Source organism: Pseudoclavibacter sp. Marseille-Q434 (genome assembly GCF_050315415.1).
GTDB lineage: Bacteria > Actinomycetota > Actinomycetes > Actinomycetales > Microbacteriaceae > Pseudoclavibacter.
In genome coordinates, this window is the sequence record NZ_JBNPQH010000002.1 from 493047 (window position 1) to 510538 (window position 17492).

General features: G+C 62.2%; 9 protein-coding genes and 3 rRNA genes. 5 read left to right on the plus strand and 7 right to left on the minus strand.

Annotated features, from left to right (window positions below):
- Positions 1–14 precede the first annotated feature (14 nt).
- The 5 genes from ACQFZP_RS09250 (at position 15) to ACQFZP_RS09270 (ending at position 6217) form a co-directional block, all read left to right on the plus strand.
- Positions 15–638: a superoxide dismutase gene (locus ACQFZP_RS09250; RefSeq protein ID WP_104310709.1), complete on the plus strand. Its 624-nt coding sequence runs from the start codon at positions 15–17 to the stop codon at positions 636–638.
- 92 nt (positions 639–730) lie between these two features.
- A complete protein-coding gene (locus ACQFZP_RS09255) occupies positions 731–1516 on the plus strand; it encodes an EI24 domain-containing protein (RefSeq protein ID WP_211891140.1) in 786 nt (261 codons plus the stop codon).
- Positions 1517–1751: 235 nt separating this feature from the next.
- Positions 1752–3695 (plus strand): beta-glucoside-specific PTS transporter subunit IIABC, encoded by a 1944-nt coding sequence (locus tag ACQFZP_RS09260; RefSeq protein WP_211891141.1) that lies wholly within the window; start codon positions 1752–1754, stop codon positions 3693–3695.
- 32 nt (positions 3696–3727) lie between these two features.
- On the plus strand, positions 3728–5161 hold the full coding sequence (locus ACQFZP_RS09265; protein WP_104310711.1) for a 6-phospho-beta-glucosidase: 1434 nt from the start codon (positions 3728–3730) through the stop codon (positions 5159–5161).
- 144 nt (positions 5162–5305) lie between these two features.
- Positions 5306–6217, plus strand: coding sequence for a PRD domain-containing protein (locus ACQFZP_RS09270; protein WP_211891142.1), 912 nt, complete (start codon positions 5306–5308; stop codon positions 6215–6217).
- Between the two features lie 346 nt (positions 6218–6563).
- On the opposite strand, the gene ACQFZP_RS09275 is transcribed toward ACQFZP_RS09270, so the two are convergent.
- The 7 genes from ACQFZP_RS09275 to ACQFZP_RS09305 all read right to left on the minus strand — a co-directional run bounded on the left by ACQFZP_RS09275 (position 6564) and on the right by ACQFZP_RS09305 (position 17108).
- Positions 6564–6881, minus strand: coding sequence for a hypothetical protein (locus tag ACQFZP_RS09275; RefSeq protein WP_211891143.1), 318 nt, complete (start codon positions 6879–6881; stop codon positions 6564–6566).
- A gap of 286 nt (positions 6882–7167) precedes the next feature.
- Positions 7168–8580, minus strand: a complete 1413-nt coding sequence (locus tag ACQFZP_RS09280) for a glycoside hydrolase family 1 protein (RefSeq protein ID WP_211891144.1) — start codon at positions 8578–8580, stop codon at positions 7168–7170.
- 81 nt (positions 8581–8661) lie between these two features.
- Positions 8662–10521 (minus strand): beta-glucoside-specific PTS transporter subunit IIABC, encoded by a 1860-nt coding sequence (locus tag ACQFZP_RS09285; RefSeq protein ID WP_211891145.1) that lies wholly within the window; start codon positions 10519–10521, stop codon positions 8662–8664.
- Positions 10522–10726: 205 nt separating this feature from the next.
- Positions 10727–11644, minus strand: a complete 918-nt coding sequence (locus tag ACQFZP_RS09290) for a PRD domain-containing protein (RefSeq protein WP_211891146.1) — start codon at positions 11642–11644, stop codon at positions 10727–10729.
- A gap of 139 nt (positions 11645–11783) precedes the next feature.
- Positions 11784–11900 (minus strand): 5S ribosomal RNA (gene rrf, locus ACQFZP_RS09295).
- Between the two features lie 130 nt (positions 11901–12030).
- Positions 12031–15144, minus strand: a 23S ribosomal RNA gene (locus tag ACQFZP_RS09300).
- 444 nt (positions 15145–15588) lie between these two features.
- A 16S ribosomal RNA gene (locus ACQFZP_RS09305) occupies positions 15589–17108 on the minus strand.
- Together the 16S, 23S and 5S rRNA genes form the textbook arrangement of a ribosomal RNA operon.
- Positions 17109–17492 lie beyond the last annotated feature (384 nt).

Consider the following 17492-nt stretch of genomic DNA (forward strand, 5'->3'; position numbering starts at 1 on the left):
AAGAAGGTCACACCATGACCGCATACACCCTTCCCGACCTCGCCTACGACTACTCCGCGCTCGCCCCGAGCATCAGCGGCGAGATCATGGAGCTGCACCACTCCAAGCACCACGCCACCTACGTCAAGGGCGCGAACACGGCCCTCGAGCAGCTCGCCGAAGCCCGCGAGAGCGGCAACCTCGCCAACGTGAACAAGCTCGAGAAGGACCTCGCGTTCAACCTCGGCGGCCACGTCAACCACTCCATCTTCTGGACGAACCTCTCCCCGAACGGCGGCGGTGAGGCGACCGGCTCGCTCGCCACGGCGATCGACGCGCAGTTCGGCTCGTTCGACAAGTTCGTCGCGCAGTTCACGGCTGTCGCGCTCGGCGTGCAGGGCTCCGGCTGGGCAGTGCTCGCCTACGACGTGCTCGGCGAGCAGCTCGCGATCTTCCAGCTCTTCGATCAGCAGGGCAACGTGCCGTTCGGCCTCGTCCCGCTGCTCATGCTCGACGTGTGGGAGCACGCGTACTACCTCGACTACCGCAACGTGCGCGCCGACTACATCAAGGCGTTCTGGAACATCGCCGACTGGAACAACGTGCAGCAGCGCTACGACGCCGCGACCACGAAGACGAACGGCCTCATCACGCTGTAGTTCCTTCTCGCACGAACCGCGAGCGTTGAGGCGCGGCGGGGACGTGGATGCACGCATCCGCTTCCCTGCCGCGCCTCAGTAGTCTCGGTGGCATGATCGGGCAGTTCTTCGCAGGCGTCGGCGCGCTCTTCCAGGGCTTCGGGTACTGGAAGCGGAAGCCGCACATGATGCTGCTGGGGCTCATCCCGGCGTTCATCGTCTTCGTGCTGGTCGGCGCAGCCCTCGTGACGCTGTTCTTCTTCGTCGACGACATCGTCGAATGGGCGACGCCGTGGGCCGCGCAGTGGGACGAGGTCTGGCGCAACACCCTCCGCATCGCCTTCATGACCCTCATCATCGCCGGTGGCGTCTTCCTGTCGGTGACGACCTTCACGGCCATCACCCTGACCGTCGGCGACCCGTTCTACGAGCGCATCTGGCTGAGCGTCGAACGCGACCTCGGCGACGAGAACCCCGGGGAGGGCCTCGGCTTCTGGGCCGCCGCGAAAGGCAGCCTCTGGCTCGTCGGCATGGGCATCCTCTCCGCCATCGTCGTCGCCGTCATCGGCGTGATCCCGCTCGTCGGCTCGGTCACCGCGGCAATCGTCGGCGTCGCCCTCAACGGCACCGTGCTCTCCCGGGAACTCACCGGCCGGGCGCTGGATGCGCGCCGCCTGCTCGGCGATCAGCGCGCGTCCGTCATCCGCGGTAACCGGGCACAGCTGCTCGGCTTCGGCGTCGCGACGCAGCTCTGCTTCATGGTTCCGGGCGGCGCGGTCTTCACGATGCCAGCGGCCGTCGCAGGCTCCACGGTGCTCGCGCGGCGCCTCCTTGACGAGCGCGGCCTCACTGGTGTCGGCAGCCGCGAGGGCACGCCGGAGGTCGCCGGACCCGTGTAGCTCTCGAACCGCGCTTGCCGAATCGGCGAGGATGCGGTTAGAGTTCGAGGCGACTGCGGGCCTGTTACTCAGCGAGGCAAGAACCCACGTCACAGCTCCCGAGTGGAGCTGACGCAACGCACTGCGAGCATTGCTGCTCCGCAGGGCGTCGACCTCGCTATCTGTTCTTGCACCGTCATGTCGTCAGGCTCTCCGCTCGGGAACGTCCCCATCCCAAGCATCAATGGAGAATGCCATGGCTGAAGCAGTCCGCAACTATCCCAGGCTCGCAGGCGAGATCGTCGATCTCGTCGGCGGCGAGAAGAACATCCAGTCGGCGTCGCACTGCGCGACCCGGCTCCGACTCGTCCTGAACGACACCCCCGCCGGCGCCAAGGACAAGGTGGCCGCGCTGCCCGGCGTCATCACCGTCGTCGAGGCGGGCGGCCAGTTCCAGGTCGTCATCGGCTCGCACGTCGGCGAGGTGCACGAGGCGCTCATGTCGAACGCCAACATCTCGAACAACGTGCCGGAGACGACGGCCCACAAGCCGTCCATCTTGAACCGCGTCATCGCGACCATGTCGGCCGTCTTCGCACCCTTCGTGTACATCCTCGCCTCCGCAGGCCTCCTGCAGGGATCGCTCATCATCACGCGCATGATCTGGCCGGCGTTCGAAGGCACCGGCACCGACCTCGTGCTCACGTTCATCTCCTGGACGCCATTCGCGTTCCTGCCGATCTTCATCGCCATCACCGCGTCGAAGCACTTCAAGGTCAACACCTACATCGCCGTGCTCTGCGCCGCCGCCATCATGAACCCCGACTGGGCCGCCCTCGCGGGCCGCATCGAGGGTGGCGAGACCATCGACTTCCTCGGCATCGCCCTCAACTCGACGACCTACTCGTCATCCGTGCTGCCCCCGCTGATCCTCGTCTGGGTGCTCTCCTACCTCGAGCGCTTCCTCAACAGATACCTTCGCGGCGTCGCGCAGGCCCTCCTCGTGCCGCTCATCTCGGCCGTCGTCATGGTTCCGCTTGTGCTGCTCGTCATCGGCCCGCTCTCCGCGGCAGGCGCATCCGGCGTCGCCAACGGCTACAACTGGCTCGTCGAGATCGCGCCGGCCGTCGCAGCAGGCCTCATCGGCGCCTTCTGGCAGGTCGCTGTCATCTTCGGCGTGCACTGGGGCGTCACGCCGTTCGTGCTCGACAACTTCGACCGCTTCGGCCAGGACTCGTTCCAGGCATTCCAGACCGCGGCCGTCATCGCCCAGGTCGGTGCGGCGTTCGGCGTGTTCCTCAAGACCCGCAACAAGGAGATGCGTGGTGTCTCCGGCTCCGCGGCCGTCACCGGCATCTTCGGCATCACCGAGCCCGCCATCTACGGCGTCACGCTCCGACTCAAGCGCCCGTTCCTCCTCGCCTGCATCGCCGGCGCGGTCGGAGCGATCACGATCTCCTTCTTCGGCTCGCGCTACTACGCGTACGCCGGCCTGCCGGGCATGCTGACCATCGTCAACTCGGTCAGCCCCGACAACCCCAACTCCATCATCGGCATGGTCGTCGGATGCGCCGTCGCCTTCTTCGGAGCCGCCGCCCTCGTGTACTTCATCGGCTTCAAGGACGTCGTCGCCGAGAACCTGCCCACGAGCGACCTCGACCAGGCTCGCCCCACCGACCCGGAGCAGAACGCCCGCTTCGAAGCAGCCCTTACCGCATCGAACAGCACCGGCGTCGTCGCCAGCCCGCTCGAAGGCCAGGTGCTGACCCTCGCCGAGGTGCCAGACGAGGTCTTCTCGGCAGGCGTCATGGGCTCGGGCGCGGCCATCGACCCCGCAGGCCACCAGGTCTTCGCGCCCTTCGACGGCACGGTCGTCTCCGTCTTCCCGTCGAAGCACGCCATCGGCCTCATCTCCGACGAGGGCGTCGAGGTCCTCATCCACGTCGGCATCGACACCGTCCAGCTGAACGGTGAGCACTTCACCGCCCACGTCTCCGAGGGCACCGAGGTGAAGCAGGGCGCGCTCCTCCTCGCCTTCGACGCCGTCGCCATCAAGGCCGAGGGCTACTCCCTCATCACCCCCGTCCTCATCACCAACTCCGGCAGCTACAGCGAGGTCGTCGCGACCGGAGCGGGAGCAGTCGCCGTCGGCGACCAGCTCGCCGTCGCCGTCGCGACCGCGTCCGCCGCCAGCAACTGACACGACCACAGACGAGAAAGGAACTCATGACCATGAGCAGACTCCCAAGCGACTTCCTCTGGGGCGGCGCCGTCGCAGCACACCAGCTCGAGGGCGGGTGGGATGCGGACGGCAAGGGACCGAGCGTCGTCGACGTGCTCACCGCGGGTGAGCACGGCGTGCCCCGCCGCATCACCGACTCCGTCGAGGCCGGCGAGTTCTACCCGAACCACGAGGCCATCGACCACTACCACCGGTACCGCGAGGACATCGCACTGCTGGCCGAGATGGGCCTCAAGTGCTTCCGCACGTCCATCCAGTGGACCCGCATCTTCCCGAAGGGCGACGAGCTCGAGCCGAACGAGGCCGGCCTGAAGTTCTACGACGACCTCTTCGACGAGCTGCTGAAGCACGGCATCGAGCCCGTCGTCACGCTCTCGCACTTCGAGGTGCCCCTGCACCTCGCCCGCGAATACGGCGGCTTCCGCAACCGTGCCCTCGTCGGCTTCTTCGAGCGCTTCGCGAAGGTGTGCTTCGAGCGGTACGCGACGAAGGTCAAATACTGGATGACGTTCAACGAGATCAACAACCAGCTCGACACCCGCAACGAGCTGTTCCTCTGGACCAACTCGGGAGTGCTCCTCACACCGGAGGACAACCCGCGCGAGGTCGTGCTGCAGGTCGCGCACAACGAGCTCCTCGCATCCGCTCTCGCAGTGAAGGCCGGCCACGACGTCGACCCGAACCTGCAGATCGGCGGCATGATCTCGCACGTCCCGATCTACCCGTACTCCTGCAACCCGGCCGACGTGCTCGAGGCGCAGATCTCGAGCCGCGACCGCTTCCTGTTCCCCGACGTGCACGTGCGCGGCCACTACCCGGCCTACGCGGTGCGGGAGCGCGAGCGCGAAGGCTACGACATCGGCTGGCAGGACGGCGACGCCGAGATCCTCGCGGCGGGCACCGTCGACTACCTCGGCTTCAGCTACTACATGTCGACCGTCGCAAAGGCCGACGTGCAGAACGACGAGAAGATCTTCAACGGCGGCCTCGCCAACTCCGTGCCGAACCCGTACGTGAAGGCCAGCGACTGGGGATGGCAGATCGACCCCGTCGGCCTGCGCTACGCCCTCAACGTGCTCACCGAGCGCTACGAGCTGCCCCTCTTCATCGTCGAGAACGGCTTCGGGGCGATCGATGTCGTGAACGAGGACGGCTCGATCGACGACGACGCGCGCATCGAGTACCTGAAGGCGCACATCGAGCAGGTCGAGCTCGCCGTCTCCGAAGACGGCGTCGACCTCATGGGATACACGCCGTGGGGCATCATCGACGTCGTCTCGTTCACGACCGGCGAGATGAAGAAGCGCTACGGCATGATCTACGTCGACCGCGACAACGCCGGCAACGGCACCATGGAGCGCTCGAAGAAGAAGTCCTTCGACTGGTACGCGGGCGTCATCAGCGCCAACGGCACCGGAATCTAGTGTCCTTCCCGGGGGTCCCGCACGTCGGGGTCCCCGGGAATCCACTCGGGCTGCGTCCAAGCGGACGTAGTCTTCATCTGTGCGTGCGGCGGCTGAATACGGACGCCGCGCGCCGAACCCAAGAACGTGAGGAGGGGAGACCCGATGACGAAGACGCAGACGGGAACCCTGCTGAGGGTGTTGAACAACAACGCCGTCATGGTCGACGCCGCGGGTGACCGCGTCATCCTGCTCGGCCGCGGCATCGGCTTCGGGAAGCGCCTCGGCGACACCGTCGAGCTGGCCTCCGCGACCGAATCGTTCGCCCCCTCCACCGCGCTCGAGCTGCGGCAGCTCGCCGACTTCGCCCGCGAGATCCCGCTCGAGGTCTTCCGCGTGGCGCGCCGGGCCGTCGACCACGCCGAGACGGCAGGTGACGTGCGGCCGAGCCAGGCGCTCCTGCTCTCCGTCGCCGACCACCTGCACTTCGCGGTCGTCCGAGCCCAGACAGGCCTGCGCGTCGACTTCCCCCTCAAGTGGGAGATTGCGCAGCTCTACCCGCGCGAGACGCAGCTTGGGCAGGCGACCGTCGGCTTCGCCAACGAGGAGCTCGGCGCGGATGCGGCCATCGACGCCGACGAGGCCACCGCCTTCGCCATGCACTTCGTCAACGCGCAGTTCGCGAAGTCCGACACCTCGCAGACCGTCGCCATGACGAAGACCCTGCAGAGCGTCGTCGACGTGGTCACCGAAACCTTGGGGGCGGATGCGACCGCCGACCCCACGAACGTCGCCCGCTTCGTCACCCACCTGCGCTACCTGTACGCGCGCATGACGACCCGCACCCAGCTCGACAGCGCTCCCCCGCAGCTCTTCACGGCCATCCGCGACTCGTATCCCGAGATCGTCGCCACGAGCGACCGAGTGCGGGACATCATCGAAGCGCAGGGCGGGAAGCTCAGCGAGGCCGAGGTCTGCTACCTCGAGATCCACCTCGCGCGCCTCTCGACGAGCGGCCGGGAGCCGCAGGCGGTGCCCGCCGAGTCAGCTGCGGCTGCGGACGAGCCGTCCGCGTAGGACGCTGCCCTCCACGTCCCGGCCCCCACTCGCCCGCGAAGTCGCCCTCGAACTGGCCCGCGAACTCGCCCCGACCCCGGCCCCGGTTTCGGGATGGAAAAGTCGCTGTCTTGGCGAAAGCTTTCCCGAACGGAGCGAGTTTCCCATCCCGAAGCGGAGGGCAGCTGGCTCGGACGGAACCACCCCGGGGCGTCTCGTGCTGGGAAGTGACCGCGAGAGAGAAGTCGCCTCGGGAAAGAAATTCACCTCGGGATGGGAACCTCGCTGTTTTCCGGGAAACTTTCCTCAACGAAGTGACTCTGCCATCCCGAGACGGCAGGCGCCCGAGACGGCAGGCGCGCGACGATCAGCGCTGTTTCGCGACGGCGCGGCCGAGGCGGACGGCGCCCTCCTGGAGTCGCTCGACGGACGTGTCGCCGTAGGAGAGCCGGAGGCGTCGATCCGAATCCGTGCCCGGCCCTGACGGGAAGAACGAGCCGCGCTGGTAGCTGATGCCTTCGGCCGTCGCGTCGTCCGCGAGCTTGTCGGCGTCAATCGAGTCGTCCGCGATGCGCGGCCAGAGGAAGAGGCCGCCCTCCGGTGCGTCGATCTCGAAGACCCCGGGGGCTTCGGCTTCGAGGGCAGCCGCGAGCGCATCCGCTCGCTGTTGCCTCTGAGGCAGCACGCGGTCGTCGCAGCCTCGCGTGACGCCATCCCCGGCGGTCGGGTCGAAGAGCGTGTTGAGCCCGGCTGTCCAACATCAGTGCGATATCGGGCGAAACGCGCCCCGCGGCGCCTGGAGACCCGAATATTGCACTGATGTTGGTCAGTGACCCTCGGCAATCCCCCTGTCCGGGTGTGTCCGATCGCGTGCACCGAAACGAAAGGCGGGCCGCGCGATGTGCGCGGCCCGCCTCTGCGAGCGCCGATCCCCCGAGCAATGGACTACCGGAGGAGATGGGGGTTGGCCGTTACGCCTGCAGGCTGCCACCGTTCGTGCGGATGACCTCGGCGTACCAGTCGAACGACTTCTTCTTGTAGCGCTCGAGCGTGCCCGAGCCGTCGTCATTGCGGTCGACGTAGATGAACCCGTACCGCTTGCTCAGCTGCGCCGTGCTCGCCGAGACGAGGTCGATGCAGCCCCACGTCGTGTAGCCGAGCAGCTCGACGCCGTCGGCGATCGCCTCGCCGGCCTGCACGAGGTGGTCGTTGAGGTAGGCGATGCGGTAGTCGTCCTCGACGGTCTTGACTCCGCCGACCTCGACGAGCTGGTCCTTCGCGCCGAGCCCGTTCTCGACGATGAACAGCGGCTTCTGCCACCGCTCCCAGAACTGGTTCATGACGACGCGCAGGCCGACCGGGTCGATCGCCCAGCCCCATTCGCTCTTCTCCAGCGTCGGGTTCGGCACTCCCATGATGATGTTGCCGCTCCCGTCAGCCTCGACGGGCTCCGCCGATTCGGCGATGCTCATGTAGTAGCTGAACGAGATGAAGTCGACCGTGTTCCTCAGGATCTCGCGGTCCTCATCCGTGATGTTGAGGTTGATCCCCTTCTCCTTGAAGAGGCGAAGCGCGAAGCCCGGGTACTCGCCGCGCACGTGCACGTCGCCGAACATCAGGTTCGAGTGGTCGGCTTGCATGACGGCGAGCGCGTCGGCGGGCGACGGGGTGAGCGGGTAGGTGGGCAGCGCTATAAGCATGCAGCCAACCTGAGCGCCAGGCGCGACCTCGCGCGCGACCTTCGTCGCGAGCGCCGAAGCGACCAGTTCGTGGTGCACTGCCTGGTACAGGTCCTGCTCGCTGAGCTGGTCCTTCGGCGTGAGGATGCCACCGCTCATGAGCGGGGCGTGCAGCACCGAGTTGATCTCGTTGAACGTGAGCCAGTACTTCACGCGCGAGCCGAAGCGGTTGAACAGCACTCGGGCGTACCGCTCATAGAAGCCGATGAGCTCACGGCTGACCCAGCCGTCGTACTGCTGCGCGAGGTGCAGCGGCGTCTCGTAGTGGGAGATCGTGACGAGCGGCTCGATGCCGTGCTTCTCGAGCTCGTCGAGCACGCGGTCGTAGAACGCGAGGCCCTCCTCGTTCGGCTCGAGCTCATCGCCCTTCGGGAAGATGCGGCTCCACGCGATCGAGAAGCGGAACGTCTTGAATCCCATCTCCGCGAAGAGCGCGATGTCCTCCGCGTAGCGGTTGTAGAAGTCGATGCCGACGTGCTTCAGGTTGTCGGCCGTCGGCCCCTCGGTGGGAGGCGACATGATGCCCTTCGGCATGACGTCCTGGATGGAGAGGCCCTTGCCCCCGTCGAGGTAGCCACCCTCGAGCTGGTTGGCTGCGGTCGCGCCGCCCCAGAGGAATCCGTCTGGGAAGTTGGTTGTCGTCATACGAGTGTCTCCTTCGTTCTGCGATGCGTTCGTGCGTGAGTTCGTGAGCATGTGGATGTAGGGCTGGAGGCGTGGATGCGCCTACTTGGCGAGCGCGACGGCCTCGACCGACTTCGCGAGGTACAGCGCCTCTCCGTGCGAGATGGGGCCGGTGACCTGGCTCGTGATCTCCGGGTACAGTTCGGCGTTCGTGATGATGACGGGCGTGGTCACGTCGTAGCCGGCCGCCTTGATGGCGTCGATGTCGAACTCGATGAGCAGTTCGCCGGCCTTCACGGCCTGGCCGGATTCGACCTTCATGGAGAAGTGCTGGCCGCCCAGCTTCACCGTGTCGACGCCGATGTGGATGAGCACCTCGGCTCCGTCCGCGTGGCGCAGGCCAATGGCGTGTCCCGTCGGGAAAGCGGCGGCGACGACACCGTCGAACGGCGCGTAGACGGCGCCGGAGCTGGGCAGGACGGCAGCGCCCTTGCCGAGCACTCCACCGGCGAACACTGGGTCAGACACCTCGGACAGCGCGACGGCGGTGCCGTCGAGGGGGCTGCGGACCTCGAGGTCGTTGTTCGCGACCTTTGCCAGAGCATCCTCATCCACCGGGTCCTTGAATCCGACGATGACGGTCAGCAGGAACGGCACCACGATGGCGACAGCCATGCCGATGAAGAGCAGCGCCAGGTTGCCTTCGCTAAACAGCGCCGGGAGGGCGAGGAGCGAAGGGACGGCGAGCGCGTTCGCGGCTACGCCGCCAGCCGAGATGAGCGCGCCGCCGAGCACGCCACCGATGATGCCGTAGACGAACGGGCGCTTGAGCGGCAGGTTGATGCCGTAGATCGCTGGCTCCGTGACACCGGCGAGGAAGCCGGAGAGCGTTGCAGGTGCGGCGAGCGATTTGATGCGCTTGTTGCGGGTACGTACCCAGACGCCTGCGACGGCTGCCGCCTGCGCGCTGACAGCGGCGTAGATGGGCGCCGCGAGGTAGACGAAGCCGCTCTGCTGGTACTCGAGGACCATGATCGGCGAGACGCCCCAGTGCAATCCGAAGATGACGAAGACCTGCCAGAGGCCGCCCATGATCGCGCCGCCGAGCCACGGCGCCACCGCGAAGACCCAGCCGATACCGTCCGCGAGGCCTCCGCCGAGGAACGAGGAGATCGGGCCGATGACGAGGAAAATAAGCGGCACGAGCACGGCAACGACGATCATCGGCGTGACGAAGCGGCGCACGGCCGACGGGAGGCGCTTCAGCAGGAAACGCTCCATGTAGCTCTGCAGCCAGACCGCCACGATGATCGGAATGACGCTTGAGACGTAGCTGACCATGATCACGGGGATGCCGAAGAACGTGATGCCCTCCGTGCCGGCCATGGCGACGATCGAGGGGTAGACGAGCGCACCGGCGATGGCGAGCGACGTGAACTGCTCGGTCTTGAAGTACTTCGCGGCAGAGATCGCGAGTGCGAGCGGCAGGAAGTTGATGAACGCATCCGATAGTGCGTTGAGGATCGCGTAGGTGCTCGTGTCGGTGGCGATCCAGCCGAACGTCGCGGCGGCCGCGAGGAACGCCTTCAGCAGCCCGGTGCCAGCGAGGGCCCAGAGAATCGGCGTGAAGATCGCGGCGATGAGGGCGATGAAGCGGTTGAGGAGGTTGCCCTTGTCCTCGTTCTCGTCGGCGGTGCTCGGCTGCGTGCCCGCGACGAGGTTCGAGATCTTGCCGAGCTCCGCGTAGACCTCTGGCACCTCGTTGCCGATGACAACCTGGTACTGGCCGCCGGCCTCGGCCGTCGTGATGACGCCTGGGATGACCTTGACGGCGGCCTTGTTAATCTTCGCGTCGTCCTTGATCGTGAAGCGCAGTCGGGTCATGCAGTGCACCACCGACTTGACGTTCTCTTCGCCGCCGACGCCCTTGAGCACATCCGCTGCAACTCTTGAGTGATCCATGGGACCGCCCTCCTTCTCCCGCCTACGGCGGCAACTCAGTCTGGAACCCCTGGGTCGTCGCCCGCATCAAGCGTCTCGGGGGAGATTTTGGGCAACAAAAAAACCTGAACTCGAACACCGCCATTTCGGCGATATGAGTTCAGGTTTTGCCCGCTTGACCGGTAACAATCCAAGGATTCCGCAGGACTTCATTGCCCTGCGGCAGTCACTCTAGCATCGGCTCGACGTCCGTGCCATAGGCAATGTGCTGAGCGAGGCGTTCGATGTGCACGGTGACGTAGAGCAGCTCCTCGTCTGTCAGCTCGACGCCCGTCGCTTCCCGCACGTAGCTCTTCACCTGCTCGGCGATCGCGAACGAGCGCGGGTAGGTGCGCTTCGTGAAGTCGAAGAACGACGAGTCTGTTGAGCGGAGCATGCTGCGCGACACGAGCCGCTGCAGGAGGAATTGGATGTGGAGGATGAAGCGCGCGTAGTCGTGGCTGTCCACGTCGAGGTCGACCCCGAGGCCGGCCTCCACGGTGACGACGACGTGCTGCACGCGCCGGAACAGGAGCGCCGAGGTGCCGTCCGGTTCGTCGCGTGTGGAGTTCAGCACGTGCATGGTCAGGAAGACTGCTTCTTCCGGCGGGAGCTCACGTCCGAGTGCCGCGGAGATCGACGCTGCCATCTGCTTGGAGGCGGCGAATTCCTGGGGGTGCAGCACCCGGAGCTCCGGCATGGAGGTCGCGGGGATGCGAATGCCCTTGTCGAGGCGTTCGAGGACGTATTGGATGTGGTCGATGATCGCGAGGGGCAGGCGCTTGCCGAGGTCACGGCCGAGGGTGCGCTCGGCTTCGTCGACGGCGCCCATGACGGCTTCGACGACCGCGTAGGGCACGGCGCTCAGCAGCTGCAGTGCCTGGTCGCCCTCGCTGCCCGTTGCGAGCACGAAGGTCTTCTCGACGCGGGATGGGTCGATGAGGTCGCCCGGCTTGAGTTGGAAGCCGAGCCCTCGCCCCATCAGCACGCGTTCGTGCCCGGATCCGTCGATCTGGATCACAACGTTGTTGTTGATGACCTTCGAGATGCCGGGGCCCGGGGAGTTGCTGGAGTCGTGGGAGTTCCTCCTGCGGGATTCACCCATGGTGGGCATTCTATTGCTCCTGGCTCGGAGGAATCGTCGTGCGTGGTCTGCAGCCGTGTTTACGGGCAACAAAAAAGCCGGGGTTGGTGGGTGAGGAGCATCTCTGCTCACTCACCAACCAACCCCGGCTCATGAAGAAGTCCGGCGGTGACCTACTCTCCCACAGGGTCCCCCCTGCAGTACCATCGGCGCTGAGAGTCTTAGCTTCCGGGTTCGGAATGTAACCGGGCGTTTCCCTCTCGCTATGACCGCCGAAACACTATGGACAAACCATCATGTTTCGAACCACACACCACACCCAAAACGGGCCGGCATGCGGTCGATTCTCGATCGTCTATCGAGAACCACAAAGTGGACGCGAACAGCAACAACATTCATGTGCATGTTTTATCAAATCATCAGCTTATTAGTACCGGTCAGCTCCACACATTTCTGTGCTTCCACATCCGGCCTATCAACCCAGTCGTCTACTGGGAGCTTCTCCCCCGAAGGGATGGAAATCTCATCTTGAAGCCGGCTTCCCGCTTAGATGCTTTCAGCGGTTATCCGTTCCGAACGTAGCCAATCAGCGGTGCTCCTGGCGGAACAACTGACACACCAGAGGTTCGTCCATCTCGGTCCTCTCGTACTAAAGATAGATCTTCTCAAATTTCCTACGCGCGCAGCGGATAGAGACCGAACTGTCTCACGACGTTCTGAACCCAGCTCGCGTGCCGCTTTAATGGGCGAACAGCCCAACCCTTGGGACCTACTCCAGCCCCAGGATGCGACGAGCCGACATCGAGGTGCCAAACCATGCCGTCGATATGGACTCTTGGGCAAGATCAGCCTGTTATCCCCGAGGTACCTTTTATCCGTTGAGCGACAGCGCTTCCACAAGCCACTGCCGGATCACTAGTCCCGACTTTCGTCCCTGCTCGACTTGTCAGTCTCACAGTCAAGCTCCCTTGTGCACTTACACTCGCCACCTGATTGCCAACCAGGTTGAGGGAACCTTTGGGCGCCTCCGTTACTCTTTAGGAGGCAACCGCCCCAGTTAAACTACCCACCAGGCACTGTCCCTGAACCGGATTACGGTTCGAAGTTAGATATCCAGAATGACCAGAGTGGTATTTCAACAACGACTCCACGAACACTAGCGTGCCCGCTTCACAGTCTCCCACCTATCCTACACAAGCCACACCGAACACCAATACCAAGCTGTAGTAAAGGTCACGGGGTCTTTTCGTCCTGCTGCGCGTAACGAGCATCTTTACTCGTAATGCAATTTCGCCGAGTTCGCGGTTGAGACAGCTGGGAAGTCGTTACGCCATTCGTGCAGGTCGGAACTTACCCGACAAGGAATTTCGCTACCTTAGGATGGTTATAGTTACCACCGCCGTTTACTGGGGCTTAAATTCAGAGCTTCGCCGAAGCTAACCCTTCCTCTTAACCTTCCAGCACCGGGCAGGCGTCAGTCCGTATACATCGTCTTGCGACTTCGCACGGACCTGTGTTTTTGATAAACAGTCGCTTCCCACTGGTCTCTGCGGCCATCAATGCGCTTTCAGGAGTAAATCCCTATACGCCTCAGGCCCCCCTTCTCCCGAAGTTACGGGGGCATTTTGCCGAGTTCCTTAACCACGATTCTCTCGATCTCCTTGGTATTCTCTACCTGATCACCTGTGTCGGTTTGGGGTACGGGCGACTAAAACCTCGCGTCGATGCTTTTCTTGGCAGCAGAGGATCACCGACTACCTCACAAAAGTGAGTTCCGCGTCAGATCTCAGGCTTCACGAGTGACGGATTTGCCTATCACTCACCCTACATCCTTGCCCGGATTCAACCAATCACCCGGTTCGGCTACCTTTCTGCGTCACACCTGTTAATACGCTAACCGCACCAGAACGGGGTCGAGCGCTAGGCTTCCCACCCACCCGAAGGCAGACGAGAAGATTCGGACTCTTAGCACTACTGGATTAGCTTGGGCGGTTTTTCGCCGGCCACGGGAATATCAACCCGTTGTCCATCGACTACGCCTGTCGGCCTCGCCTTAGGTCCCGGCTTACCCAGGGAAGATTAGCTTGACCCTGGAACCCTTGATCATTCGGAGGACGGGTTTCTCACCCGTCTTTCGCTACTCATGCCTGCATTCTCACTCGTGTAGCGTCCACGGCTGGTTTCCACCGCCGCTTCACTCGCCACACGACGCTCTCCTACCCATCCACACGACTGGACCACGAAGGCCTGTCTATAAATATGAATGCCACAACTTCGGTGGCGTGCTTGAGCCCCGTTACATTGTCGGCGCGGAATCACTTGACCAGTGAGCTATTACGCACTCTTTCAAGGGTGGCTGCTTCTAAGCCAACCTCCTGGTTGTCTGTGCAACTCCACATCCTTTTCCACTTAGCACGCGCTTTGGGACCTTAGTTGGTGGTCTGGGTTGTTTCCCTCTCGACTATGAAGCTTATCCCCCACAGTCTCACTGCTGCGCTCTCACTTACCGGCATTCGGAGTTTGGCTGACGTCAGTAAGCTTTTGGGCCCCATCGGCCATCCAGTAGCTCTACCTCCGGTAAGAAACACGCAACGCTGCACCTAAATGCATTTCGGAGAGAACCAGCTATCACGAAGTTTGATTGGCCTTTCACCCCTAACCACAGCTCATCCCCCCAGTTTTCAACCTAGGTGGGTTCGGTCCTCCACGAAGTCTTACCTTCGCTTCAACCTGGCCATGGATAGATCACTTCGCTTCGGGTCTAGGACATGCGACTGAATCGCCCTATTCAGACTCGCTTTCGCTACGGCTGCCCCACACGGGTTAACCTCGCCACATATCACTAACTCGCAGGCTCATTCTTCAAAAGGCACGCCGTCACAGCTACAAGGCTGCTCCGACGGATTGTAAGCAAACGGTTTCAGGTACTATTTCACTCCCCTCCCGGGGTACTTTTCACCTTTCCCTCACGGTACTTGTCCGCTATCGGTCATCTGGGAGTATTTAGGCTTATCAGGTGGTCCTGACAGATTCACACGGGATTTCTCGGGCCCCGTGCTACTTGGGATACTCTTCAACGTCAATACACGCATTTCGACTACGGGACTCGCACCCCCTCTGGTCAGCCATTCAAAGCTGTTCGTCTATACGCTACTGTCACGCCCACTGCCTGGTAGAGCAGCATGAAAAGTCCCACAACCCCGACCGTGCAACCCCTACCAGGTATCACACACGACCGGTTTAGCCTGATCCGCGTTCGCTCGCCACTACTAACGGAATCACTGTTGTTTTCTCTTCCTGTGGGTACTGAGATGTTTCACTTCCCCACGTTCCCTCTACCCGCCCTATATATTCAGGCGGGAGTCACCAGGTCACCACAAGGGGCCTGGCGGGGTTTCCCCATTCGGAAATCCTCGGATCAAAGTTCGATTATCAACTCCCCGAGGCTTATCGCAGATTTCTACGTCCTTCTTCGGCTCCAGATGCCAAGGCATCCACCGTTTGCTCTTAAAGATTTGATTTACACATGAGTAGCCAATCATTTCATTCTCAGAAACTCTTGACTAAAATTGCTGAACACCACAAACCCAACCATCCGAAGACGATCAACATTTGCGGCATTCAAGATGCTCGCGTCCACTGTGTAGTTCTCAACATACGATCGGTACCAACCCTGCACGACACAAAGCCGCACAACGAAGGCCCAAGAGTTCCGATCCACCACCACCCCAACTCCCCGAAAGAAGCCGCGAGCGGCAGCAGGCCCGGTCCCTCAGGACCCAACAGCGTGCACACCAGCACTCACCATCACCCACACGTTTCCAACCCCAAAGGGCGTACTCCGCACGAACAACAACAAGCACCGAATAGTCAAATGTTCCACCCATGAGCGCCACCGGTCGACGTTTGCGACCGAAATGACTTCAGCTACACACCCCGAAGAGTGCGTGCTAAGTGCTCCTTAGAAAGGAGGTGATCCAGCCGCACCTTCCGGTACGGCTACCTTGTTACGACTTAGTCCTAATTACCGATCCCACCTTCGACGGCTCCCTCCAAAAGGTTAGGCCACCGGCTTCGGGTGTTACCGACTTTCATGACTTGACGGGCGGTGTGTACAAGGCCCGGGAACGTATTCACCGCAGCGTTGCTGATCTGCGATTACTAGCGACTCCGACTTCATGGGGTCGAGTTGCAGACCCCAATCCGAACTGAGACTGGCTTTTTGGGATTCGCTCCACCTCGCGGTATTGCAGCCCATTGTACCAGCCATTGTAGCATGCGTGAAGCCCAAGACATAAGGGGCATGATGATTTGACGTCATCCCCACCTTCCTCCGAGTTGACCCCGGCAGTCTCATATGAGTTCCCACCATTACGTGCTGGCAACATACGACGAGGGTTGCGCTCGTTGCGGGACTTAACCCAACATCTCACGACACGAGCTGACGACAACCATGCACCACCTGTATACCGACCTTGCGGGGCGAACATTTCTGAACGTTTCCGGTATATGTCAAGCCTTGGTAAGGTTCTTCGCGTTGCATCGAATTAATCCGCATGCTCCGCCGCTTGTGCGGGCCCCCGTCAATTCCTTTGAGTTTTAGCCTTGCGGCCGTACTCCCCAGGCGGGGCGCTTAATGCGTTAGCTACGACACGGAAACCGTGGAATGGTCCCCACATCTAGCGCCCAACGTTTACGGCATGGACTACCAGGGTATCTAATCCTGTTCGCTCCCCATGCTTTCGCTCCTCAGCGTCAGTAATGGCCCAGAGATCTGCCTTCGCCATCGGTGTTCCTCCTGATATCTGCGCATTCCACCGCTACACCAGGAATTCCAATCTCCCCTACCACACTCTAGTCTGCCCGTACCCACTGCAGACCCGAGGTTGAGCCTCGGGATTTCACAGCAGACGCGACAAACCGCCTACGAGCTCTTTACGCCCAATAATTCCGGACAACGCTTGCACCCTACGTATTACCGCGGCTGCTGGCACGTAGTTAGCCGGTGCTTTTTCTGCAGGTACCGTCACTTTCGCTTCTTCCCTACTAAAAGAGGTTTACAACCCGAAGGCCGTCATCCCTCACGCGGCGTTGCTGCATCAGGCTTTCGCCCATTGTGCAATATTCCCCACTGCTGCCTCCCGTAGGAGTCTGGGCCGTGTCTCAGTCCCAGTGTGGCCGGTCACCCTCTCAGGCCGGCTACCCGTCGTCGCCTTGGTGAGCCATTACCTCACCAACAAGCTGATAGGCCGTGAGCCGATCCATAACCAAAAAATCTTTCCAAACACAGACCATGCGATCGTGTTAGATATCCAGTATTAGCCACCGTTTCCGGAGGTTATCCCAGAGTTATGGGCACGTTGCTCACGTGTTACTCACCCGTTCGCCACTAATCCACCCAGCAAGCTGGGCTTCATCGTTCGACTTGCATGTGTTAAGCACGCCGCCAGCGTTCGTCCTGAGCCAGGATCAAACTCTCCGTAAATGAATAACAACCAAACAACCCGAAAGCTGCCTGATAAACATCACGCCACCACACCGAAGTGCGATGACAAGTTTGAAACTGACAAAAAACAAAACAACACCAAACCCGAAGGCTCAGTACTGACTTGTATTGTCCAAATATGTTTCCAAAAGGAATCCTTACCCCTCCAATAAAGGAGAGGCACGGGATCAAATTGGCATTTGACATAGTGCACGCTGTTGAGTTCTCAAGAATCGGACGCTTCTCGTTTCCGGCCTATTCGACCATCTCCCGAGAGCAACCTCTCTAACCTACATCAGGCTTGGAACCTTGTCAACTTGAGCTGTGCGAGATTCGCAATTGCTACTGGACGTTCGTGGTCCTGATGTTGAGTTATGTGCGCTT